This window comes from Streptomyces sp. 8N616 (genome assembly GCF_052246385.1).
Taxonomy (GTDB): domain Bacteria; phylum Actinomycetota; class Actinomycetes; order Streptomycetales; family Streptomycetaceae; genus Streptomyces.
Genome location: NZ_JBQQBY010000040.1, coordinates 46,554 through 69,290, shown reverse-complemented (window position 1 = coordinate 69,290; position 22,737 = coordinate 46,554). Strand labels below are relative to the sequence as shown.

At 71.4% G+C, this 22,737-nt stretch carries 18 protein-coding genes and 2 pseudogenes; 12 read left to right on the top strand and 8 right to left on the bottom strand.

The features are described 5' to 3' along the window. Positions 1-17: 17 nt before the first annotated feature. Both ACTWQC_RS29545 and ACTWQC_RS29540 read right to left on the bottom strand, forming a co-directional pair. Complete coding sequence (locus ACTWQC_RS29545) at positions 18-392, bottom strand: WhiB family transcriptional regulator (protein WP_443318892.1); 375 nt, start codon at positions 390-392, stop codon at positions 18-20. A 194-nt stretch (positions 393-586) separates the two neighbouring features. Beyond that, positions 587-1,324 (bottom strand): DUF1707 SHOCT-like domain-containing protein, encoded by a 738-nt coding sequence (locus tag ACTWQC_RS29540; protein WP_443318891.1) that lies wholly within the window; start codon positions 1,322-1,324, stop codon positions 587-589. Positions 1,325-1,509: 185 nt separating this feature from the next. Here ACTWQC_RS29540 and ACTWQC_RS29535 point away from each other — a divergent pair, with 185 nt between their 5' ends. Continuing rightward, positions 1,510-3,186, top strand: a complete 1,677-nt coding sequence (locus ACTWQC_RS29535) for a fumarate hydratase (protein WP_443318890.1) — start codon at positions 1,510-1,512, stop codon at positions 3,184-3,186. 45 nt (positions 3,187-3,231) lie between these two features. Here ACTWQC_RS29535 and ACTWQC_RS29530 read toward each other — a convergent pair whose 3' ends face one another. The 4 genes from ACTWQC_RS29530 to ACTWQC_RS29515 all read right to left on the bottom strand — a co-directional run bounded on the left by ACTWQC_RS29530 (position 3,232) and on the right by ACTWQC_RS29515 (position 6,063). After that, a complete protein-coding gene (locus tag ACTWQC_RS29530; protein ID WP_443318889.1) occupies positions 3,232-3,543 on the bottom strand; it encodes a hypothetical protein in 312 nt (103 codons plus the stop codon). Beyond that, a complete protein-coding gene (locus ACTWQC_RS29525) occupies positions 3,540-3,980 on the bottom strand; it encodes a hypothetical protein (RefSeq protein ID WP_443318888.1) in 441 nt (146 codons plus the stop codon). The genes ACTWQC_RS29530 and ACTWQC_RS29525 overlap by 4 nt, the downstream gene beginning before the upstream one ends. Continuing rightward, positions 3,977-4,843 (bottom strand): hypothetical protein, encoded by an 867-nt coding sequence (locus ACTWQC_RS29520; RefSeq protein ID WP_443318887.1) that lies wholly within the window; start codon positions 4,841-4,843, stop codon positions 3,977-3,979. The genes ACTWQC_RS29525 and ACTWQC_RS29520 overlap by 4 nt, the downstream gene beginning before the upstream one ends. A 146-nt stretch (positions 4,844-4,989) precedes the next feature. Beyond that, a complete protein-coding gene (locus tag ACTWQC_RS29515) occupies positions 4,990-6,063 on the bottom strand; it encodes a cation diffusion facilitator family transporter (protein ID WP_443318904.1) in 1,074 nt (357 codons plus the stop codon). Positions 6,064-6,221: 158 nt separating this feature from the next. Here ACTWQC_RS29515 and ACTWQC_RS29510 point away from each other — a divergent pair, with 158 nt between their 5' ends. From ACTWQC_RS29510 to ACTWQC_RS29490, 5 genes and pseudogenes are all read left to right on the top strand, one after another. Continuing rightward, positions 6,222-7,649 carry a class II fumarate hydratase gene (locus ACTWQC_RS29510; protein WP_443318903.1) on the top strand — a complete coding sequence of 476 codons (1,428 nt, stop codon included), beginning with the start codon at positions 6,222-6,224 and terminating at the stop codon, positions 7,647-7,649. Positions 7,650-7,716: 67 nt separating this feature from the next. Then, the gene (fomD, locus tag ACTWQC_RS29505) at positions 7,717-8,403 is read left to right on the top strand and encodes a cytidylyl-2-hydroxypropylphosphonate hydrolase (protein ID WP_443318886.1); all 687 of its coding nucleotides are present in this window, start codon (positions 7,717-7,719) and stop codon (positions 8,401-8,403) included. A gap of 227 nt (positions 8,404-8,630) precedes the next feature. Next, complete coding sequence (locus ACTWQC_RS29500) at positions 8,631-9,344, top strand: class I SAM-dependent DNA methyltransferase (RefSeq protein ID WP_443318885.1); 714 nt, start codon at positions 8,631-8,633, stop codon at positions 9,342-9,344. A 291-nt stretch (positions 9,345-9,635) separates the two neighbouring features. Next, positions 9,636-11,821 (top strand): annotated as a pseudogene (locus tag ACTWQC_RS29495) (SpoIIE family protein phosphatase). A 150-nt stretch (positions 11,822-11,971) separates the two neighbouring features. Beyond that, a complete protein-coding gene (locus ACTWQC_RS29490) occupies positions 11,972-13,435 on the top strand; it encodes a catalase (protein WP_443318884.1) in 1,464 nt (487 codons plus the stop codon). An 80-nt stretch (positions 13,436-13,515) separates the two neighbouring features. Here ACTWQC_RS29490 and ACTWQC_RS29485 read toward each other — a convergent pair whose 3' ends face one another. Continuing rightward, positions 13,516-15,762, bottom strand: coding sequence for a transglycosylase domain-containing protein (locus ACTWQC_RS29485; protein ID WP_443318883.1), 2,247 nt, complete (start codon positions 15,760-15,762; stop codon positions 13,516-13,518). Positions 15,763-16,137: 375 nt separating this feature from the next. On the opposite strand from ACTWQC_RS29485, the gene ACTWQC_RS29480 reads away from it, so the two are divergent. The 6 genes and pseudogenes from ACTWQC_RS29480 to ACTWQC_RS29455 all read left to right on the top strand — a co-directional run bounded on the left by ACTWQC_RS29480 (position 16,138) and on the right by ACTWQC_RS29455 (position 21,121). Beyond that, positions 16,138-16,737, top strand: a complete 600-nt coding sequence (locus ACTWQC_RS29480; RefSeq protein WP_443318882.1) for a Uma2 family endonuclease — start codon at positions 16,138-16,140, stop codon at positions 16,735-16,737. 13 nt (positions 16,738-16,750) lie between these two features. Beyond that, positions 16,751-17,053 (top strand): annotated as a pseudogene (locus tag ACTWQC_RS29475) (SPFH domain-containing protein); the annotation flags it as partial. A 10-nt stretch (positions 17,054-17,063) separates the two neighbouring features. Beyond that, positions 17,064-17,372, top strand: a complete 309-nt coding sequence (locus tag ACTWQC_RS29470) for a hypothetical protein (RefSeq protein ID WP_443318881.1) — start codon at positions 17,064-17,066, stop codon at positions 17,370-17,372. A gap of 124 nt (positions 17,373-17,496) precedes the next feature. Further along, positions 17,497-18,021, top strand: a complete 525-nt coding sequence (locus tag ACTWQC_RS29465; protein ID WP_443318880.1) for a PadR family transcriptional regulator — start codon at positions 17,497-17,499, stop codon at positions 18,019-18,021. Beyond that, positions 18,018-18,704: an ABC transporter ATP-binding protein gene (locus ACTWQC_RS29460; protein WP_443318879.1), complete on the top strand. Its 687-nt coding sequence runs from the start codon at positions 18,018-18,020 to the stop codon at positions 18,702-18,704. The genes ACTWQC_RS29465 and ACTWQC_RS29460 overlap by 4 nt, the downstream gene beginning before the upstream one ends. Continuing rightward, positions 18,701-21,121, top strand: a complete 2,421-nt coding sequence (locus ACTWQC_RS29455; RefSeq protein WP_443318878.1) for an ABC transporter permease — start codon at positions 18,701-18,703, stop codon at positions 21,119-21,121. The genes ACTWQC_RS29460 and ACTWQC_RS29455 overlap by 4 nt, the downstream gene beginning before the upstream one ends. Before the next feature lie 329 nt (positions 21,122-21,450). On the opposite strand, the gene ACTWQC_RS29450 is transcribed toward ACTWQC_RS29455, so the two are convergent. After that, positions 21,451-22,356: a hydrogen peroxide-inducible genes activator gene (locus ACTWQC_RS29450; RefSeq protein ID WP_443318877.1), complete on the bottom strand. Its 906-nt coding sequence runs from the start codon at positions 22,354-22,356 to the stop codon at positions 21,451-21,453. Positions 22,357-22,737: the final 381 nt, after the last annotated feature.

Below are 22,737 nucleotides of genomic sequence, written 5' to 3'. Positions count from 1 at the left end.
CGCCCCTGACGCGGCGTTCATCCAGCCGCTGCGATGTGCGGGACCGCGGCGGAGCGCGCGGCCTTCTGCAGCTCGACCTCACGGCGCCGGCGGCGGGCCAGCACGACCCGGCGCTCGGCCGCGGTCAGCCCTCCCCACACGCCGTAGGGCTCCGGCTGCAGCAGTGCGTGCTCCCGGCACTCCACCATCACAGGGCACCGGGCGCAGACCCGCTTCGCGGCCTCTTCACGCGACAGCCGGGCGGCCGTCGGCTCCTTGGAGGGCGCGAAGAACAGCCCGGCTTCGTCGCGGCGGCACACCGCGTCCGAGTGCCAGGGGCCTGCTTGGTCCCGGGCGTGAATGCGCTGCGGCGGTACGGCGGCCTGCAGGGGCTGATGCGGCGGTTGCAGCACGGTCTACTCCTGACGACGGCTTTCGCGAAAGAGTCACCCTTGCCCGTCTCCCCCGGCGCACGGCCCCTTTCAACCCCCATGCCGTACGAGAAGACGATGCAGCAGTCCCTACCCGCTGTGCGTGCGCCTATGCAGACCGTTGCAGTTTTCTGGCCCCGCCCCCTCCGGACCCCATGCCCACACCCCGGGGCCCCTCAGTGCCCGAGGTGTTTGCGCGCGTGGGCGTGCAGGTCGCGGAGGCGTTTGCCCTTCTTGGGCTTGGCCTCGATGTTGCCGAAGACCGCGTAGCCGCTGATGACGACGACCGGAGCGTTGAGGTCCGCGGACTCCTGGGTGTCCACCTCGACGTTGCCGAAGACGCCCGTGCCCGAGCCGCGCAGCGTGACGTTCTCCGGGACCCGGACTTCCACACTGCCGAAGATCGACGTCGCGTTGATCACGACCTGCTGCTGCTCGAACATCGCCTCCGTGAGGTCGATCTCGACGCTGCCGAAGCAGGCGAAGACGTTGGTGCGGCGGCCGATGCGCCAGCGGCCCTTGCGGGTCGAGGCGCTGAAGACGGCGACGAGGTTCTCGGGCGGGGCCTCTGCCTGCGCGTACGGTGGCCCGGCGGCCGGGGCGGCGGCGGGTGGCATACGGGTACCGGCCGCGGGCAAGTCCCGTACCAGCGGCTCGAGTTCACCGAGCGTCTTGGCGCGGTAGACCCCGTCGATCCGCTCGGCGTGCTCCTCCGCGGTCAGCCGGCCCTCGGCGAGGGCCTCGCGGAGGATGTCCGCGAACCGGTCGCGGTCGGCGTCGGACGCGCGGATCTCCGCTTCGGCGACTGGCTTGGCCCCGGCCACTGCAGGGGCCGCGGGTACTGCGGGCTCCGAAGGCGCCACAGGCGCCGCGGGCTTGGTCAGGGGCACCGGCTGCTGCTGAGGCTCATTCACCGGGCCAGCGTACCGAAACGCGATAGATCGCGACTAGGGTTGCGCGACTCCCGTGCCGCGCACACTGGCGCCCCATCTCCACTGAGCCCTACCTCACAGCCCCACCCGCCCTCGCGCGCTCTACGCTTGTCTGCGCTGTCTTCGACGCCAGCCACCGCCGTCTGCCGAGTGAGGAATGGCCGCACATGCCTGAGTTCGCCTATACGGACCTCCTGCCCCTGGGCGAGGACACCACCCCGTACCGCCTGGTGACCTCCGAGGGCGTGAGCACCTTCGAGGCCGACGGGCGCACGTTCCTCAAGGTCGAGCCGGAGGCGCTGCGGAAGCTGGCCGCCGAGGCCATGCACGACATCTCGCACTACCTGCGCCCCGCCCACCTCGCCCAGTTGCGCCGGATCCTCGATGACCCCGAGGCCTCCCCCAACGACCGCTTCGTGGCCCTGGACCTGCTGAAGAACGCGAACATCGCGGCCGCGGGCGTCCTGCCCATGTGCCAGGACACCGGCACCGCGATCGTCATGGGCAAGCGCGGCCAGAACGTCCTGACGTCCGGCGCGGACGAGGAGGCCCTCTCGCGCGGCATCTACGACGCGTACACCAAGCTCAATCTGCGCTACTCGCAGATGGCCCCGCTGACCATGTGGGACGAGAAGAACACCGGCTCCAACCTGCCCGCGCAGATCGAGCTGTACGCGACCGACGGGGGTGCGTACAAGTTCCTCTTCATGGCCAAGGGCGGCGGCTCGGCCAACAAGTCCTTCCTCTACCAGGAGACGAAGGCCGTCCTGAACGAGTCCTCCATGATGAAGTTCCTGGAGGAGAAGATCCGCCTCCTGGGCACGGCCGCCTGTCCGCCGTACCACCTGGCGATCGTCGTCGGCGGCACGAGCGCCGAGTACGCGCTGAAGACCGCCAAGTACGCCTCCGCGCACTACCTCGACGAGATCCCGTCCGAGGGCTCCCCGACCGGCCACGGCTTCCGCGACAAGGAGCTGGAGGAGAAGGTCTTCGAGCTGACCCAGAAGATCGGCATCGGCGCGCAGTTCGGCGGCAAGTACTTCTGCCACGACGTGCGCGTGGTGCGGCTGCCGCGGCACGGCGCGTCCTGCCCGGTCGCCATCGCCGTCTCCTGCTCCGCCGACCGCCAGGCGGTCGCGAAGATCACGGCCGAGGGCGTCTTCCTGGAGCAGTTGGAGACCGACCCGGCGAAGTACCTGCCGGAGACCACCGACGAGCAGCTGACCGAGGGCGCGGGTCCCGACCTCGAAGCGGTGCGTATCGACCTCAACCAGCCGATGGACGACATCCTCGCCGAGCTGACCAAGCACCCGGTCAAGACCCGCCTTTCGCTGACCGGCACGCTCGTCGTCGCCCGCGACATCGCGCACGCGAAGATCAAGGAGCGGCTGGACGCGGGCGAGGAGATGCCGGAGTACCTGAGGAACCACCCGGTCTACTACGCGGGCCCGGCCAAGACCCCCGAGGGCTACGCATCCGGCTCCTTCGGCCCGACGACGGCGGGCCGGATGGACGCGTACGTCGAGCAGTTCCAGGCGGCCGGCGGCTCGAAGGTCATGCTGGCCAAGGGCAACCGCTCCAAGCAGGTCACCGACGCGTGCGCCGCGCACGGCGGCTTCTACCTCGGCTCGATCGGCGGCCCGGCCGCGCGCCTGGCGCAGGACTGCATCAAGAAGGTGGAGGTCCTGGAGTACGAGGAGCTGGGCATGGAGGCGGTCTGGAGGATCGAGGTCGAGGACTTCCCGGCCTTCATCGTGGTCGACGACAAGGGCAACGACTTCTTCCAGGACCCGTCCCCTGCCCAGCCGTTCGTGACCACCATCCCCGTAGGGCCCACGACCTGAGCCCGGCCCGGCGGCCCCGCCCGGCGCGTGGGGCCGCCGGGCCGCTCAGGCCAGCACGGTCTTCCAGGCGACGAACACGGCGACGCCGATCAGCAGCGCGCCCGCCGCCAGGCTCAGGAGGCCGCCCACCACGTTGTTGTCCCGGAAGCCGCCGGAGACGGTGAAGCAGAGCCAGCTTCCCCAGCCGAACACCAGCGCACCGAAGACCATCAGGCCGGATGCCGCGGCAGCGGCGTCCCAGTTGCCGTTGACGGTTTCCTCGTAAGGGGTCCCCTCCGCGATCAGAAAGCCGATCTGCGGCCCGATGAGGCTGAACAATGCGGCTATCCCCGCGAACAACAGCAGCCGTTGGATCACCAGGACCCCTTCCCTTCGATGGAAAAGCGCGCGATGCGCGCCCGAGCTCCCCGCGTGCGGGACTTGCTCCAGCCCTCTCGCACCGACACGTGGACGAGGACTTCGCGGAGCATGCTTATCTCTCCGGCGAGCCTGCTCCGGTCGCGGTCGATGCGCCGACGGAGGCGGCGGGCCACGACCACCTCGACGACCACGGCCGCAGCGACGGCCGCGAGACCGGCGAGCAGGGCCGGCACCATGACCGAACCGGAGTCCTCAACGGCGCCGGGGCGCGCGGCGTACCCGGTGGTCGAAGCCGCCAGGGGGAGCAGCCCGAGTGCTCCCTCCGCGCCGCGCAGGGACCACAGCGCCACCCTGGCCCGGCGCACCCCGCTCAGCAGCTCCTCGGCCGTGCGCAGCGAAGACTCGAAGGCCTCGCCGTCCCAGGCCGTGCTCACAGCAGGCCCTTCAGGGTCCGGTAGAAGTGCTTGCGCAGGCCGCGGGCCCCCAGTTCGTCGAGCACGCTCATCCGGGGCGGAAGGCCACCGCCGAAGGAGTGCCGCAGGAGCCGGGAGCTCACCGGGACGACGGCGATCCGGAGGCGGCTGCCCTCGGCCAGGTCGCGCAGGGCGGTGCAGAAGCGCGATTCGCCGTCCGGCCCGGTGGCGTCACCGTCCGGGATGTAGTAGTCACGTGCGCTGTCGATGTCGTTCCAGAACAGATCGCTCTTGGTGACGGCGACGATCAGCCACTTCATACGCCGTTCCACGGCGCGGGTCTCCTTGATCCGGTCACACAGATCCTCGAAGTCCCGGCGCTCCTTCAGCAGGTGCCATTCACGCACGGCGTCCGGGGTGATCCCCGTTCCCGCACCGCGCACCCCGTCCTCCAGCGCATTCTGGCCTCTGCGGTCCCAGACTTTGTTGTGGCCCCAGCAGACCACGTGGATGATGCCTTCGGGCGCTGCGTTGTCGCTCAGGACACGGTTCATGGCGCGTTCGCGCTGCGCCGACTCCTGGCCGGGCACCACCATGACGGACACCCGGATCCGCATCGAGCCCAGCATGAAGACCGTGTGCTTCTCCTCCCGGTCCGGGCTGCGCCCCTTGGGGTCGTCGTCGGGGCCGACACGCTGGGCGAGCGCGTCGAAGAGGACCGTCTTCCCGGCCCCGGGCTCCCCGGTGAACGCGATGGGACGGCGGGCCAAGCCCAGGCCCGCCCGGCCCGCCCCGTACTCCTCGTTCTGGGGATGTCCTGTCCCCTCGGCCGCGCGGACGGCGGCCGCCCATCCCGCACGGACCTCATCCCAGATGTCGGACATGCGGTCCTTTCCCTGTCGCCCGCCGCTTCCCGGCCGTATCGTAAGGCGGCTTCACCAGGCTTGCAGGGCAACGGACTTGATGAGTCACGTGCGGATCCCGGCATGCGGAGCGGCGGCCACCCGCCGGAGGCCAGCCCTGTCCGGGCCTAGGCGTGCGCGTGGTGGGCCAGGGCCGCGTGGGGGTCCGGGTCGCCGGTCGTGGCGGAGGGGTCCGCGTGCACCAGGGCGGCGGTCAGCCGCGGTACGGCGTGCAGCAGGGCGTGCTCCGCCTCGACGGCGACCTCGTGGGCCGCCCGTACGCTCAGGTCGCCGTCGACGACGATGGCGACCTCCGCCCGCAGCCGGTGCCCGATCCACCGCATCCGCAGCTCGCCGACCTCCACCACGCCGGGCACGCCGAGCAGCGCGGCTGCGGCCGCATCGACGAGCGCGGGTTCCACGGCGTCCATCAGGCGGCGGAAGACCTCCCGGGCGGCGTCCTTCAGCACGAGCGCGATGGCGGCGGTGATGAACAGGCCGACGACCGGGTCGGCCAGGCGCCAGCCGAGCGCCGCGCCGCCCGCGCCGAGCAGCACCGCGAGCGAGGTGAGCCCGTCGGTGCGGGCGTGCAGCCCGTCGGCGACCAGGGCGGCGGAGCCGATCCTGCGGCCGGTGCGGATGCGGTAGCGGGCCACCCACTCGTTGCCGATGAATCCGACGACGGCCGCTGCGGCGACCGCGGGCAGCTGGTGGACCTGCCGTGGGTCCAGCAGCCGGTCGACCGCCGCCCAGCCGGCCAGCGCCGCCGACGCGGCGATGGTCAGCACGATCACGATCCCGGCCAGGTCCTCCGCCCTGCCGTACCCGTACGTGAAGCGGCGGGTGGCGGCGCGCCTGCCGAGGACGAACGCCACGCCCAGCGGCACGGCGGTCAGCGCGTCCGCGGCGTTGTGGACCGTGTCGCCCAGCAGCGCCACAGAACCGGAGACGACGACCACGGCGGCCTGCAGCGCCGCCGTGAGGGCCAGGACGCCGAGCGAGATCCACAGCGTCCGCATGCCCTCCGCGGAGGTCTCCATCGCGGAGTCGACCTTGTCGGCGGCCTGGTGGCTGTGCGGGGTGACCACGTGGGCCACCCGGTGCCGGATGCGCGCCCACCGGCCCCGGCCGTGCCCGTGCCCGTGCTGCCCGTCGTGCCCGTGCCCGTCGTGCCCGTGCCCGTCGTCCTGGTGGTTCCTCATCGGCTCGCTCACAGCGCGATTATGGACGGTTACCTCGGGGCTTTCATCTCTCACCTGCGCATATCCCGCAGATGCAGCACGGCCGTACGCGTTCGCGCAACGCCGCCGGGAACAAGGTGAACTGGACACGCGCTGTGCATCCCAGGAGGTACGTGACGATGGCCGACGACGGCAGCGAGAACAGCGACAGCAGCGAAGGCGGCGAGGGCTACCGCATCGAGCACGACTCGATGGGCGAGGTACGGGTCCCCGCCCGCGCGAAGTGGCGCGCGCAGACCCAGCGCGCGGTGGAGAACTTCCCGGTCTCCGGGCAGCGCCTGGAGCGCGCGCACATCGAGGCGCTGGCCCGTATCAAGGCGGCCGCGGCCAAGGTGAACGCCGATCTCGGCGTGCTCGGCAAGGACCTGGCGACCGCGATCCAGGAGGCCGCGGCAGAGGTCGCCGAGGGCGCCTGGGACGACCACTTCCCGGTGGACGTCTTCCAGACCGGCTCCGGCACGTCCTCCAACATGAACACCAACGAGGTCATCGCGACCCTGGCGAGCGAGCGGCTCGGCGCACCCGTCCACCCGAACGACCATGTCAACGCCAGCCAGTCGTCCAACGACGTCTTCCCGTCCTCGATCCACATCGCCGCGACAGCGGCCGTGACCGGGGACCTGATTCCGGCTCTCGACCACCTCGCCGCGTCCCTGGAGCGCAAGTCCGCGCAGTTCGCGGAGGTCGTCAAGTCCGGCCGTACGCACCTGATGGACGCGACCCCGGTGACGCTGGGTCAGGAGTTCGGCGGCTACGCGGCGCAGGTGCGGTACGGCGCCGAGCGCCTCAGGGCCTCCCTCCCCCGGCTCGCCGAACTCCCCCTCGGCGGCACGGCCGTCGGCACCGGCATCAACACCCCGCCCGGCTTCTCCGCCGCCGTCATCGCCGAGGTGGCCCGCTCCACCGGTCTTCCGCTGACCGAGGCGCGCGACCACTTCGAGGCGCAGGGCGCGCGGGACGGCCTGGTGGAGACCTCGGGCCAGCTCCGTACGATCGCGGTGGGCCTCACCAAGATCGCCAACGATCTCCGCTGGATGGCCTCGGGACCGCGCACCGGACTCGCCGAGATCAACCTGCCCGACCTCCAGCCCGGCTCCTCGATCATGCCGGGGAAGGTCAACCCGGTGATCCCGGAGGCGGTGCTGATGGTGGCCGCCCAGGTCATCGGCAACGACGTGACGGTCACCACGGCAGGCGCCTCGGGCAACTTCGAGCTCAACGTGATGCTCCCGGTCATCGCCAAGAACCTGCTCGAGTCGGTCCGGCTGCTCGCGAGCGCCTCCCGCCTGCTGGCGGACCGCACGGTCGACGGCATCACGGCGAACGCGGACCGGGCCCGGGAGTACGCCGAGTCGTCGCCGTCCGTCGTCACCCCGCTCAACAAGTACATCGGTTACGAGGAGGCGGCGAAGGTCGCCAAGAAGTCCCTGGCCGAGCGGAAGACGATCCGCGAGGTGGTCCTCGCGTCAGGGTACGTGGAACGCGGCGATCTGACGCTCGAGCAGTTGGACGAGGCGCTGGACGTGCTGCGCATGACCCGCCCGTAGTGCAGCGCGTGACGCGCCCGTAGCGCGGGCCACAGCGGCGCGCGGCCCCCGCCCCTAAGATCTGCGCATGACAGCGGAGACCACGGAGACGACGGGCGCGGCGGATGCCCGATTCTGGGCACCGGGGGAGCACATCCTCTGGCGCTACCGGGGCAACGGCACCGACCGCGTCCACATCTGCCGTCCCGTGACGGTCGTGGAGGACACGGCCGAGCTGCTCGCGGTCTGGATGGCGCCGGGCACCGTGTGCGTGAAGCCGGTGCTCAGCGACGGCACACCCGTACACCGCGAGCCGCTGGCCACCCGCTACACCAAGCCGCGGTCCACCACCCGCTCGCGCTGGTTCGGCACGGGCGTGCTGAAGCTGGCCAGGCCCGTCGACCCCTGGTCGGTCTGGCTGTTCTGGGAGCCGGGCTGGCGCTTCAAGAACTGGTACGTGAATCTGGAGGAGCCGCGCCGCCGGTGGGCGCGCGGCGTCGACTCCGAGGACCACTTCCTGGACATCGCGGTCTATCCGGACCGCAGCTGGGCCTGGCGGGACGAGGACGAGTTCGAACAGGCGCAGCGCGCCGGGCTGATGAGTACCCGGCAGGCCGAGGGCGTACGGGCCGCGGGCCGGGCCGCCGTCGAACTCATCGGCGCGTGGGGCGCGCCCTTCCGGGACGGCTGGGAGAACTGGCGGCCCGATCAGGAATGGCCGGTCCCGGAACTTCCGGCGGACTGGGACCTCGTCCCTGCCAGACTGGCCTCCTGACCTCCTGCACCGGTGTGCGGAAGGAATCTCCCGACGGGAGACCCTTGATGTGCCCCTGGCCACCAACCGTAGGATCGTCGTCCGCAACACCCTGTGCGACGCACGGGCTGTGCAAGCACAACTCCAAGCCATCGAAAAGGTTTGACCGGCCATCGGAAAGGTTTGACCGCACGTCACAGTCACACGTCACAGTCAGTGGAGTGCTGGAGAACTGGAAGGGTGGAGTCGTGAGCGGAGAAGGCTACGACGGGTACGACCGGTTACAGATCGACAGAACCGGGCAGGCAGAGGCGTTCGACGCGATCGGCGACCGCTATGACGAAGCGTTCCCGCACAAGGAGGGGCAGCTCGCCTCCGGCCGCTGGCTGGCCGAGTCGCTCCCCGCGGGTTCGCGCATCCTCGATGTCGGCTGCGGCACGGGCCTGCCGACCGCGGCGCAGCTCGTGACCGCCGGGCACCGGGTCGTCGGCATCGACCTGTCGCCCACAATGGTCAAGCTCGCCCGCGAGAACGTCCCGGCCGGTGAGTTCCGTGTCGCGGAGCTGGCGGACCTCGGGGAGCTGGTCGCCTCGGGGAAATTGGGGGGCCTGACCGCGGAACCGCCCCACGGTCCCGGCCGGTTCGACGGCATCGCCGCCTTCTTCTCGCTCCTGATGCTCCCACGCGCGGAGATCCCGTACGCGCTGCGCCTGCTGCACGGCCTGCTGCGGCCCGAGGGGCTGCTCGCGCTCTCGATGGTCGAAGCAGATGTGGACGACTTCGCAATTCCGTTCCTGGGCAACACGATCCGGGTATCGGGTTACGTGAGGGACGAATTGCGCCAGGTCGTGCGCGATGCGGGTTTCGAGGTCGCCGGGGAGGACTCGTACGCGTACGCCCCGGCCAGTACGGACGTACCGCCCGAGATCCAGCTCTTCCTCAACTGCCGACGACGCGCCTGACCAAGCGCGCCCGACGCGCAGCCCCGGACGGATGGAACCCCACGCGTGACGGAGTACCCGACCTCCCACAGCGGCCGGCAGGCCGCCGCCTCAGCCGCGTCCGCGGCGGGCCAGGCCCCGCGGGCGCACGAGGACGTGCCCGGAGCGGCGGCGGACGCCGACCCGCGCCGCGCGATCCAGCAGGCCGCGGCCGGCACCCCGGCCCCGGACCCGGCCGGCCGGCGAAGGCCTGCCCGCAGATCCGCAGAGCGGGACGGCACCATAGGCCGTCAACGGCCACCGGCCGACGGCATCTCCGCCGCGTCGGCGGCCGCCGACGGGCTGGGCCGCGCCGCGGCGGCGACCGACGCCCCGGCGGGCCCGCCCGCGGACCCCCCGTCCGGTGCCCCGCACCCGAACGAACCACAGCGGCGCAGCGCGGACCGCAACGCCGCCACCGGCGCGGCCCGGCGCACCCGTTCGCGGGGCGGAGCCGCGGCCGCCGACGCGGCCTCCTCGACGGCGGACCGGCGCACGCGCGCGTCGGCCTCGGCCTCCCCGGCCGACCCGTCCCAGGGCGCACAGCACCCGACCGAGCCGGAGAGCGCAGGCGCGGACCGCAACGCCGCCACCGGCGCGAGTCGGCGCAACCGCCCGAAGGGCGGCGAGCCGAGCGCGACGCTCGGGCACCAGCGGGCCGCGTCCGAGCCGATGGGCAAGGCCCCTGCCGCCGGCGCCGGAGGCCCGGGTGAGCCCCTGGTGGACGGGCGGCCGGTCATCGAGACCGGCGGCGCGTCCCGCGAGGGAGACCGGCTGCGGTTCGTCGGGGCGGCGACGCGCCGGATCGCGCGGGGCATCGACCTCGACGAGATCGTGCTCGGCCTGTGCCGGGCCACCGTCCCCACCTTCGCCGACGTCATCCTCGTCTACCTCCGCGACCCGCTGCCCGTCGGCGACGAGCGCCCCGTAGGCCCCGTCGTACTCCGCCTCCGCCGCACCGACCGGATCCCGGAGGAGCAGGACACCGACGGCGGCCGGCTGCCCATGCTCAATCTGCAGGCCGACTTCCCGCAGGCCGCCGAGCACGCCGAGGTGCGCCCCGGCGGGCCGCTCGCCGAGGTGCTGCGGGGCGTACGGCCGGTGTTCGGCGACTCGGCGGCCGCCCGCGCCGCGCTCCCCGAGCTGCTGGGCCCCGGCCACACCGTCCCGGGCGGCCAGCGGGCCGTCCTCGCGCCGCTGCGCGGCCGCCGCCGGGTGATCGGCGCCGCGGTCTTCTTCCGCCGCCCGGAGCGGCCCCCGTTCGAGGCCGACGACCTGCTGGTCGCCGCTCAACTCGCCACGCACACCGCGCTCGGCGTCGACAAGGCCGTGCTGTACGGCCGCGAGGCGTACATCGCCGACGCGCTGCAGCGCACCATGCTCCCCGAGACGCTGCCGCAGCCCACGGGCGTACGGCTGGCCAGCCGCTATCTGCCGGCCGCCGAGACCGCCCGGGTGGGCGGCGACTGGTACGACGCGATCCCGCTGCCCGGCAGCCGGGTCGCCCTCGTCGTCGGCGACGTCATGGGCCACTCCATGACCTCCGCCGCGATCATGGGCCAGCTGCGCACCACGACGCAGACGCTCGCCGGGCTCGACCTGCCGCCTCAGGAGGTGCTGCACCACCTCGACGAGCAGGCGCAGCGGCTCGGCAGCGACCGCATGGCGACCTGCCTGTACGCGGTGTACGACCCGGTCGCGCACCGGATCATGGTGGCCAACGCAGGGCATCGGCGCCGCCCGTTCTGCTGCACTTGGGCGGCCGGGCCGAGGTGCTGCGCGTACCGCCGGGCGCGCCGATCGGCGTCGGCGGGGTCGACTTCGAGGCCGTGGAGCTGGACGCCCCCGCCGGGGCCACGCTCCTGCTCTACACCGACGGGCTCGTCGAGTCCCGGCTGCGCGACGTCTGGACCGGGATAGAGCAGCTGCGGGAGAAGCTGACCGCGACCGCCCGGCTGACCGGCCCCGACCATCCGCCGCCGCTCGAGCCGCTGTGCGACGAGGTGCTCGACATGCTCGGCCCGGGCGACCGGGACGACGACATCGCGCTGCTCGCCGCCCGGTTCGACGGGATCGCGCCGAGCGATGTCGCGTACTGGTTCCTGGACCCGCACGAGCAGGCGCCGGGCAAGGCGCGCCGACTGGCCCGGCGGGCGCTGGCCCGCTGGGGCCTGGAGGACCTGACCGACTCGGTCGAGCTGCTGATCAGCGAGGTCGTGACGAACGCGGTCCGGTACGCGGAGCGGCCGATCACGCTGCGGCTGCTGCGTACGGACGTGCTGCGCTGCGAGGTCGGGGACGACGTGCCGCAGCTGCCGCGGCTGCGCCAGGCGCGCCACACCGACGAGGGCGGGCGCGGGTTGTACCTGGTCAACAAGTTGGCGCGGCGATGGGGTGCGACCCGGCTGAGCACCGGCAAGGTGGTGTGGTTCGAGCTGGGCGGGCCGGCGCGTATGTGACCGCCCGAGCGCGGGACGCACGACTCCGCCGCGTGTACGAACTTCAGGAGTGGGCCCGGTCCCGGTGGTTGCTGACGACGCGTCGGCGGAGTTCACTGGCCAACTGGACACAAAGGGCATAATCCTCCCCCACGCACTGCGAGGCGCTCCATGACTGAGTCCAGCCAGAAGATCCCGTACACGACCAGCAACCACGGCGTCCCCGTTCAGAGCGACGAGCACTCGCTCACCATCGGCGACACAGGCCCGATCCTCCTGCACGACCACTACCTGATCGAGAAGATGGCCCAGTTCAACCGGGAACGGGTCCCCGAGCGGGTGGTGCACGCCAAGGGCGCGGGTGCGTACGGCACCTTCACCGTCACGAACGACGTCAGCCAGTTCACCAAGGCCGACCTGTTCCAGCCCGGCAGGACCACGGAGATGCTGGCCCGCTTCTCCACGGTCGCGGGCGAGCAGGGCAGCCCCGACACCTGGCGCGACCCCCGCGGCTTCGCGCTGAAGTTCTACACCGAAGTCGGCAACTACGACCTGGTCGGGAACAACACCCCGATCTTCTTCGTCCGGGACCCCATGAAGTTCCAGGACTTCATCAGGAGTCAGAAGCGGCGCCCGGACAACGGCATGCGCGACCACGACATGCAGTGGGACTTCTGGACGCTGTCCCCGGAGTCCGCCCACATGGTCACCTGGCTGATGGGGGACCGCGGCATCCCGAAGACGTACCGCCACATGAACGGCTACGGATCGCACACCTACATGTGGATCAACGGCGGTGGCGCGCGTTTCTGGATCAAGTACCACATGAAGACCGACCACGGCATCGACTTCCTCACCCAGGCCGAGGCCGACGCCCTCGCCGGCGAGGACGGCGACGCGCACCGGCGCGACCTGTTCGACTCCATCGCCTCCGGCAACGCCCCGTCGTGGACGATGTACATCCAGGTCATGCCGTTCGAGGACGCGGCGGACTACCGCTTCAACCCCTTCGACCTGACCAAGGTGTGGCCACACGGCGACTACCCGCTCATCGAGGTCGGCCGGATGACGCTCAACCGGAACCCGGAGGACTACTTCGTCCACATCGAGCAGGCCGCCTTCGAGCCCTCGAACCTCGTCCCGGGCATCAGCGTGTCCCCGGACAAGATGCTGCTGGGCCGGATCTTCTCCTACGCGGACACCCACCGGTACCGGATCGGCCCCAACTACGCCCAGCTGCCGCCGAACCGGCCGCACGTCCCGGTCCACTCCTACGCCAAGGACGGGCCGATGCGCTACGAGCCCGCCAGGACCGGCGCACCCTACGCCCCCAACTCGTACGGTGGCCCGGCCGCCGACACCGCGCGCTACGGCGACCCGCAGGGCTGGCAGGCGGCGGGCGAGATGGTGCGCGAGGCGTACCGGCTGCACCGCGAGGACGACGACTGGGGACAGGCGGGCACCCAGGTGCGCGAGGTTCTCGACGAGGCGGCGCGCGACCGCCTCGTCTCCAACATCTCGGGCCACCTGAAGAACGGGGTGAGCCGGCCGGTCCTCGCGCGGGCGGTCCAGTACTGGCGCAACGTGGACCAGGACCTGGGCGACCGCATCAACAAGGAGGTCAACGGCGACTGAGGCGCGGCTGAACCGCGGCTCATGCGCGACGCGTTGCGACCGGGGCGGCGGCCCCTGGCCCGGATCTCACTTCCCCCGGACTACTCCCCCGGCGATCGCGCCGAGGGATCGTCGTCTCCGGGCTCCGGCAGCGTCGGATCCCCGGTCGGTCTCGGGGGCCGCGAACTCGCCGTCGGGCTCGGGAAGGAGGGGGTGGGAGTCGGGTCCTGCGGGACGGAGGTGCTGGGGGTGGGCTCGTCCGGGGTCTGGGACTCACCGGTCGGAGTGGGGGTCGGCTCAGGGACGGGGTCGGCCGTGGTCGGGGGAACCGTCGGGGCGGGGGCCACGCCCGCGCCCTGGCCGGTGTCCAGGTCGAACTCGGCGGGCGCCTCGCCCTTCAGCGCGGCCCGGGTGTAGCCGGCCCAGATCTTGGCCGGATAGCCGCCGCCGTTGGCGAACACACCGCCGCCGACGTCCTTCAGCGAGACCTGCTTGGTGGTCTTTCCGGAGGTGTCCTCACCGAAGAGGCCGACGGAGGTGACGAGGTCGGGGGTGTAGCCGGTGAACCAGAGCGACTTCTTGTCGTCCGAGGTGCCGGTCTTGCCCGCGATCTCCAGGCCCGCCGACCGGGCGGCCGCGCCCGTACCGTCGTCGACCACGCCGGTCAGTACGGAGGTGACCCGGTCGGCGGTCTCCCGGTCGATGACCTGCTCGCCCACCGGCTCCGACAGCTCGGCCGTCTGCTCGCCGCGCTCGGCGGTCTTCACCACCTGCGGGGCGACCTTCTTGCCGTGGTTGTCCAGGCCCGCGTACACGCCGGCCATGTCGAGCGGGCTGGCGCCCATCACGCCCAGCGACATCGAGGGCCGTACCACGAAGCCGCCCGCGTTCTCCTTCATGCCCAGGCCCACCGCGGTCCGCTTGACGTCTTTCAGCCCGGCGTCCACGCCCATCTGCGCGAAGACGGAGTTGATCGACTTGCTCATCGCCCGCTTGACGGTGACCTGACCCCAGTCCTTGTCGCCCTGGTTCGGCGGGGCGAAGGGAGTGGTGCTGCCCTCGACGGGGCGCTTGCTGGTGCCGTCGTAGATCGTGTCCTCGGTGATCGGCACGCCGTCCTGGGTCTCGGCGCCGTTCTCCAGCGCGGTCGCGAAGACGAGCGGCTTGAAAGTGGACGCCGCCTGGTAGTCGCGGCGGGTCGCGTTGCTGATCTGGTGCTCGACGAAGTCCTGGCCGCCGTAGAGCGCCACGACCCGGCCGGTCTTCGGGTCGACCGAGGCCGCCCCGGGCTGGACGTCCTGGTCGGCCTTGCGGCCCTTCAGGTCGAGGTCGTCGATCAGCTCGGTATCGACGGCCTTCTCCAGGGCCTGCTGCTTCTTGCGGTCGATGTTGAGCGTGATGTTCCAGCCGCCGGCGTCCAGCTCCTTCTCGTCGACGGCGCCGGAGGAGATCAGCTCGGCCTTGGCGGCCTCGACGAGGTAGCCGGCCTGGCCTTCGAGGCCGGGGGCGGGCTTCGGGGTGATCGGCTCGGGGAACTTCATGCGGGAGCGCTCGCCCGGATCCAGCCAGTCCATCTCGACCATGTTGTTCAGCACGTAGTTCCAGCGCTGGAGGGCGAGCTTGCGCGAGGCCTCGCTGGCGGACGACCACTCGTACTGGCTCGGTGCCTGGAGCAGCGCGGCGAGGTACGCGCCCTGCTCCACGGTCAGGTCGTCGGAGTCCACGCCGTAGTACGCACGGGCCGCAGCCTGGATGCCCCACGCGCCGCGCCCGTAGTAGCTGGTGTTGATGTACCCGGCGAGGATCTCGTCCTTGGTCTGCTCCTGGTCGACCTTGAGCGAGATGATCAGCTCCTTGGCCTTCCGGGTGACGGTCTGCTCCGAGCTCAGGAAGTAGTTCTTGACGTACTGCTGGGTGATGGTGGATCCGCCCTGCTTGCCCTTGCCGGTGACGGTGTTGATCAGGCCGCGGGCGGTGCCCTTCAGGTCGACGCCGGAATCGCTGTAGAAGGTCTTGTTCTCGGCGGCGACGAAGGTGCGCTGGACGTCCTTGGGCACCTTGGTCAGCGGGACGACCTCGCGGTTGACGTCACCGGTCCGCGCGATGACGGTGCCGTCGCTGTACTTGTAGACGTTGCTCTGCGCCTGGGCCAGGGCGTTAGCCCCGGGGACGTCGACGTAGAGGTAGAGCGCGATGAAGGCACCGATGCCGAGGGCGCACACGGTGAGGAAGGCGCCGAACAGCTTCCGCCAGGTGAAGAAGCGGCGTATGCCGCCCTTGGGCTTCGCGCGACGCGCGCCGCCCCGGCGGCCGCGCTGCCGCGCCCGTCTCGCTTCGGCTCGTCCCATCTCTTCGCTGCTCCAGTTCCGTCCGCCCCCACAAAGCCTCACGAAGCTAGCACCACATCTGGGGTCAAACACTCAACGATCAAGGCTTTTCCGGACGTGAGAATCAGCACCCGGCTTCACAGGAACTGACTGGCGAGGCGGGCGAAGGGTTGCCTGGGCGAGACGGGCAAACCCGTGTCGGACGCGCCACAGATGCCGAAACCGCAGGTCAGTGGAGGGGTAGCACAGCGCATAGACGGTGGGCTCGACCTGCTGCGCCCCGCACGCACGAGCCCGCCCCGCATCCCCGTACGGGTGAAGGACGCCAATCATGACGCGGGCTGATCCCGCGCCTTACGATGATGCTCTCGACATCCGGCCGTCAGGAGGAACGCCATGTCCGCCGAATCAGTCGAGCACCCCTGCTACGACGACGAGCCGACATTGCTTGAGGCAGCTGAGGAGGTTGCCCAGAAGCTGCCCGGCCACCGCGTCGAGATCATCGGGGGAGAAATCACCGTGACGCCACCGCCCGACATGCCCCATGCGCATCGGCTGACAGACATCATGATCCCGCTTATCGCGGCGGGCCTGCATGGCGAGCAGTCAGGGGTGATGCAGGCCGTGGGCGTATGGCTCCCCGACGGGCCATTCGACTTCGCCGTCCCCGATCTCGCCGTCGTCGACGCCGACTACGACGACCACCTCATCGAGCACAACTGCTACGACCCGGCGATCTTCCGCATGGTTCTGGAGGTCACGTCCTCCAACTACGGCAACGACCTCAAGAAGAAAGTCCTCGCCTACGCCATCGCCGGCATCCCCGTCTACGTGATCGTCGACCGCAAGAACCGCCGCGTCCGCGTGCTCACCGAGCCGGAATTCGGCGAGTACAGGGTGCACGCCGTCTATCCTCCCGGCGAGTCCTTCACCCTGCCCGAGTCCATCGGCGCCACGGTGACCCTGCAGGTCGATTCCGTCCTCGGGCTGGGATAGGCCCGGGCCGGCCGCCCGCGTCCAGGCGGCGGGCGCCCGGATCGTCGAGTCCCGCTTCACCCACCTCGCGTACGCGCCCGAGATCGCCTCGGCGATGCTCCAGCGGCAGCAGGCGGGCGCGGTCGTCGCCGCCCGGCGGCAGATCGTGGACGGCGCGGTCGGCATGGTCGAGGCCGCGCTGGCGCGGATCTCCGAGCGGGACATGGTGGACCTCGACGAGGAGCGGAAGGCGGCGATGGTCAGCAACCTCATGGTGGTGCTGTGCGGCGACCGCAGCCCGCAGCCGGTCCTCAACACGGGGACGCTCTACCAGTGACGGCGGCCCGGTGACGGACGACGAACACCTCCCCCACGGCCATCGGCGCGGGAGGGACCCCCAGCAGAAGCGGAGGCCGCAGCAGCGCAAGCAGGTGCTGCTGCGGCTGGACCCCGCCGTGCACGACGCGATCGCGCGCTGGGCGGAGGCCGAGCTGCGCAGCACGAACGCCCAGATCGAGTTCCTGCTCCGCAGGGCCCTGGCGGACACGGGCCGCCTCCCGAAGTCGGCGGGCCCGATGCCGAGACGGGGCCGCCCGCCCCGCTCCTCCGCCGAGGAGGCCGGCAGCGAGCAGCCGCAGGACCCGCAGCGCGACTGACGACCACGAGCTGCGTGGCCGCCTCACGTCCCGCACCTGCGCCAACTCTCCCCTGCACCTGCGGGAATGAGCTATCCACTCTCTCTATACACGCGAGGTATACGCATGGTGTAGAGTCCCGGACATGTCAATCGGCCACACCCTGCTCGGACTCCTGGAGTCCGGCCCCCGCCACGGTTACGACCTCAAGCGCGCCTTCGACGAGCGCTTCGGTCACGACCGCCCGCTGCACTACGGGCAGGTCTACTCGACCATGTCGCGCCTGCTGAAGAACGGACTCGTCGAGGTCGAGGGCATCGAGCCCGGCGGCGGGCCCGAGCGGAAGCGGTATGCGATCACCGACGCCGGGATCACCGACGTCGAGCAGTGGCTCGCGCAGCCGGAGAAGCCCGAGCCGTATCTGCAGAGCACCCTCTACACGAAGGTCGTGCTCGCGCTGCTCACCGGCCGCAGCGCCGCCGAGCTGCTCGACTCGCAGCGCTCCGAGCATCTGCGGCTGATGCGGGAACTGACCCGGCGCAAGTCCTCCGGCGACATCGCCGACCAGCTGATCTGCGATCACGCACTCTTCCATCTCGAAGCGGACCTGCGGTGGCTCGAGCTGGCCGCCGCCCGACTCGACCAGCTCGCGAAGGAGGTCCGCTCGTGACCCCCACCGGTTCCCTGCTCTCCGCCGCCGCCCTGCACAAGGCGTACGGCCCGACTCCCGCCCTGGACGGCGCGGAGTTCAGCATTCACCCCGGCGAGGTCGTCGCCGTCATGGGCCCCTCCGGCTCGGGCAAGTCGACACTGCTGCACTGCCTGGCCGGGATCGTCCGGCCCGACACGGGCACGGTCCACTACCGGGGCCGCGAGCTGTCGGCGATGACCGATGCCGAGCGGAGCGCGCTGCGCCGCGGCGAGTTCGGCTTCGTGTTCCAGTTCGGCCAGCTCGTGCCCGAGCTGTCCTGCGTGGAGAACGTGGCGCTGCCGCTGCGGCTGAACGGCGTCCGGCGCAAGGAGGCCGAGGCCCGCGCCCTCCAGTGGATGGAGCGGCTGGAGGTCGGCGACGTACGGGCCAAACGGCCCGGCGAGGTGTCCGGCGGCCAGGGTCAGCGGGTCGCGGTCGCCCGCTCCCTGGTGACCGGGCCGCGCGTGCTCTTCGCCGACGAGCCGACCGGCGCGCTGGACTCCCTCAACGGCGAGCGCGTGATGCAGCTCCTCACCGAGGCGGCCAGGGAGACCCGGGCCGCGGTCGTGCTCGTCACGCACGAGGCGCGCGTCGCCGCGTACTCCGACCGCGAGGTCGTCGTACGGGACGGCCGCGCGCGGGACATGGCGGCCGTCGGATGAGCGGCACCATGACCGGCCGCCCGGCCGGCACGCACGAGCACACGGGTTCCGGGGAGCCGCCGGCCCGCGCCGGCGTCTCCCGGTGGGCCGCGGACCTCGCGATGGGCACCCGGTTCGCGCTCACCGGCGGCCGCGAGAGCTGGGCGCGCACCCTCCTCACCGCCATAGGCGTCGGCCTGGGCGTCGCGCTCCTGCTGGCCGCATCCGCCGTCCCCGCGCTGAAGGCCGCCCGGGACGCCCGCGGTGACGCCCGCTCCATCGAGAGCACCATGGTGAACCCTGACCTGAAACCGGGCCCGAAGACGCTCCGGATCGGCCAGGCCAACACGACGTACCACGGCAAGGACATCCAGGGCCTCGTCATGTCGCCCGACGGCGACAACCCGCCCGTACCGCCCGGCCTTTCCGCGATACCCCGGCCCGGCGAGATGGTGGTCTCACCCGCCCTCGCGGACCTCCTCGCCTCGCCCGACGGCAAGCTCCTCAAGGAGCGCCTCGACTACCGCATCACGGGCACGATCGGCGACGAAGGCCTGCTCGAGCCGAACGAGCTCGCCTTCTACGCGGGGGCCGCTCCCGAGACACCCGAGACATTCGCCAAGGGCCACAGCGCCCGGCTCGACCACTTCGGGGCCACCAGCAAGAGCGATCCGCTCCCGCCCGAGCTGCTCCTGCTCGTCATCATCGCTTGTGTGGTCCTGCTGCTGCCCGTGGCGATCTTCATCGCGACCGCAGTGCGCTTCGGCGGCGAGCGCCGCGACCGGCGCCTGGCGGCGCTGCGGCTCGTGGGCGCCGACGCCCGGATGACCCGCAGGATCGCCGCGGGTGAGGCGCTGGTCGCCTCGCTCGCCGGACTGGCGGTGGGTTGCGCCGTGTTCCTGGTGGGCCGGCAGTTCGTCAGCTCGGTCACGCTGTTCGACACCAGCGTCTTCCCGTCCGATGTGACACCCAGCCCGGCGCTCACAGCGCTGATCGCCGTCGCCGTGCCCGCGTGCGCGGTCGCGGTCACGCTCTTCGCGCTGCGCGGCGTCACGATCGAGCCGCTGGGAGTCGTACGGAACGCCGCCACCCGCCGTCGGCGCCTGTGGTGGCGGCTGGCCCTCCCCGCCCTCGGCCTCGGCCTGCTGTACCCGCTGATGGGCGGCGGATTCGGGCGGGCCGGCGACCGCGAGATCTACCAAGTCGCGGCCGGAGCCGTGCTGTTGCTCATCGGGGTCACGGCCGTACTGCCCTGGCTCGTCGAGGCCGTCGTCAACCGGTTCGGCGGCGGCCCGCTGCCCTGGCAGCTCGCCACCCGCCGGCTCCAGCTCAGCAGCGGTACGGCGTCGCGCACGGTGAGCGGCATCACGATCGCCGTCGCGGGTGCCATCGCCATCCAGATGCTGTTCGCCAGCGCGGAGAACAGCAGCACCAAGGAGACCGGCCAGGACCCGGACCGGGCTCAGGTGCAGGTGTCCGTCGAGGTGACCAGCGGCGCCGAAGCCCGGGACGTCCTCGGGAAGTTCCGCGGCACGGAGGGTGTACGGGGGGTGTTCGGCCTCACCGAGGCATACGTCGCGGATGCCGAGAGCAAGGCCCGTAAGGCGGAGGACGTCTGGACCGAGACCCTCACGATCGGCGACTGCGCCACGCTGCGAGAGCTCCTGCGGATCGGCGCCTGCAAGGACGGGGACGTCTTCGTCACGAAGCCGGATCCGGACTACGGCTTCACGACGCCGGGCCACACGGTCGATCTCAAGCTCACGGAGACGGGCACGCCCACGAGCGAGCCGAAGCCGTGGACCATCCCGGCCTCGGCCCGTGTGGCGGACACCAGGCCCGACCCGGTCGGCTGGGAGCACACCGGCATCTTCGCCACCCCGTCCGCGATGGACGTGGCACGGCTCAGCAACGCCAACGCCGTCGCCATGCTGAAGCTCGACCCGAAGCAGCCCGACGCGGTGGAGCACGTCCGCAACGCCGCCGCGGCCATCAACCCGACGATTGACGTCATGACTCTGCAGGACACCGAGGTGAGCAACGAATTCGAGAGCATCCGGCGCGCGTTGTTCATCGGCGCCACCGCGACGCTGCTGCTGATCGGGGCCAGCATGATCGTGACGATGCTGGAGCAGCTGCGGGAGCGGAAGCGGCTGCTGTCCGTCCTGGTCGCCTTCGGCACGCGCCGCACGACCATCGGGTGGTCCGTCTTCTGGCAGACGGCGGTACCGGTGGTGCTCGGGCTGGCGCTGTCGGTGGCGGGCGGGCTCGCGCTGGGGGCGGTGCTGCTGGAGATGGTCGACCAGCCGGTGGCCATCGACTGGTCGAGCCTTGGCACGATGACGGGTACGGGGGCGGCGGTGATCCTGCTCGTGACCCTGGTCAGCCTGCCGCCGCTATGGCGCATGATGCGCCCGGACGGCCTCCGCACGGAGTGATTCTTTTCCCGCCGCGAGGGCGAGCAACTCCTACGGCGTAGCCCTGCGGTGCCACACCGGCGTTCTCTTTCCCGCCGCGACGGCGAGCAACGCGTACGGCGCAGCCCGGCGGTGCCAATCCGGCCGGGGCCCATGGACCCCCATGGTGCGGTCAGTTCGGCACCGCCGGGCTGCGCCATCTCGCGTTTCGCCGTCGCGGCGGGAAAAGTCGGCTGCGCCATCTCGCGATCCACTGTCGCGGCGGCGAAAAGATAGCGGGCTGGGCGTTTCGCGGCTTGCGTCCCGGTGGGGAATCCATTCCGGCGCGGGAAAGATTGCCGCTGGGCGCGTTACGGATCGCAGATGCGGACCGGCAAGGCGCGGAGCGCCTTGCGGAGCGCCGTGGCGAAGGTCTCGAATTCGTCCGCGCGCGCCGCGCCCGACCGCATCGCCAGGGCGATGCGGCGCGACGGCGCCGGGTCCGCGAAGTAGCCCGTCGAGAGCTGGTCGTTGCGACCCGTCTCGACCCGCAGCGCCGTACGCGGCAGCAGCGTGACCCCCAGCCCGCCCGCGACCAGCTGCACCAGCGTCGAGAGCCCGGCCGCGCTCGTCGTCACCGGTGCCCCCTCCTCCCTGCCCGCCTCGCGGCAGATGTCGAGCGCCTGGTCGCGCAGGCAGTGCCCCTCGTCCAGGAGCAGCAGGTCCAGTTCGCGCAGCGCCTCGCGCGGGATGTCGCCGCGCCCGCCCAGCCAGTGGTCCTCCGGCATCACCAGCACGAAGTCCTCGTCGAAGAGCGTGAGTTCGGTCACGCCGGGCGCCCCCAGCGGCACGGCGAGCAGCAGCAGGTCCAGCCGCCCGTGCGCGAGCCCGTCGAGCAGCGAGGCGGTCTGCTCCTCATGGACCTGGAGGTCCAGATCCGGGTAGCGGTCGTGGACGGTCCGCAGCACGGTCGGCAGCAGGTACGGCGCGACCGTCGGGATCACACCGAGCCGCAGCACCCCCGTGAAGGGCGCCCGCGCCGCCTCCGCCTCCTCCATCAGCGCGCCGACGGCGTCAAGGACCGTACGGGCGCGGGCCGCCAGCCGCTCCCCCGCCGGGCTGAGCAGCACCTTGCGCGTCGTGCGCTCCAGAAGCTGCACCCCGAGTACGTCCTCCAGAGCGGAGACGGCCCCGGAGAGCGCGGGCTGGCTCATGCCGATGGCGGCCGCGGCGTCCCGGAAGTGGAGGTGCTCGGCGACCGCGGCGAAAGCGCGCAACTGGGACAGACTGGGCTGCCGTGCACCGCCGTTCCCACCGCGCCCCGCACCTCTCCCGCTCGCACTGCCCACAGCCACTGATAACCACCTCCGATCAACACCAACAAGTCTACCGATTCCTGCGATCAATCCCGCCTGTGGAGCAGAAGGGCTCACCGAAGTCCGCCACGGCAAGGGCTCCTTCGTACGCGCCACCACCACACCCGCCGCGATCAAGGCGGGGCACAAGCTGTGGTGGTCGGAGACCGTCCGCGCCCGCATGCCCTCCCCGACGAGCGCACCGCCCTAGAACTCCCCGACGCCACGCCGGTTGTTCACACGTTGCGGGTCACCCACGGCGCCGACGAGGCTCCCCTGGTCCTCGAAGAGCTACGCGCCAGC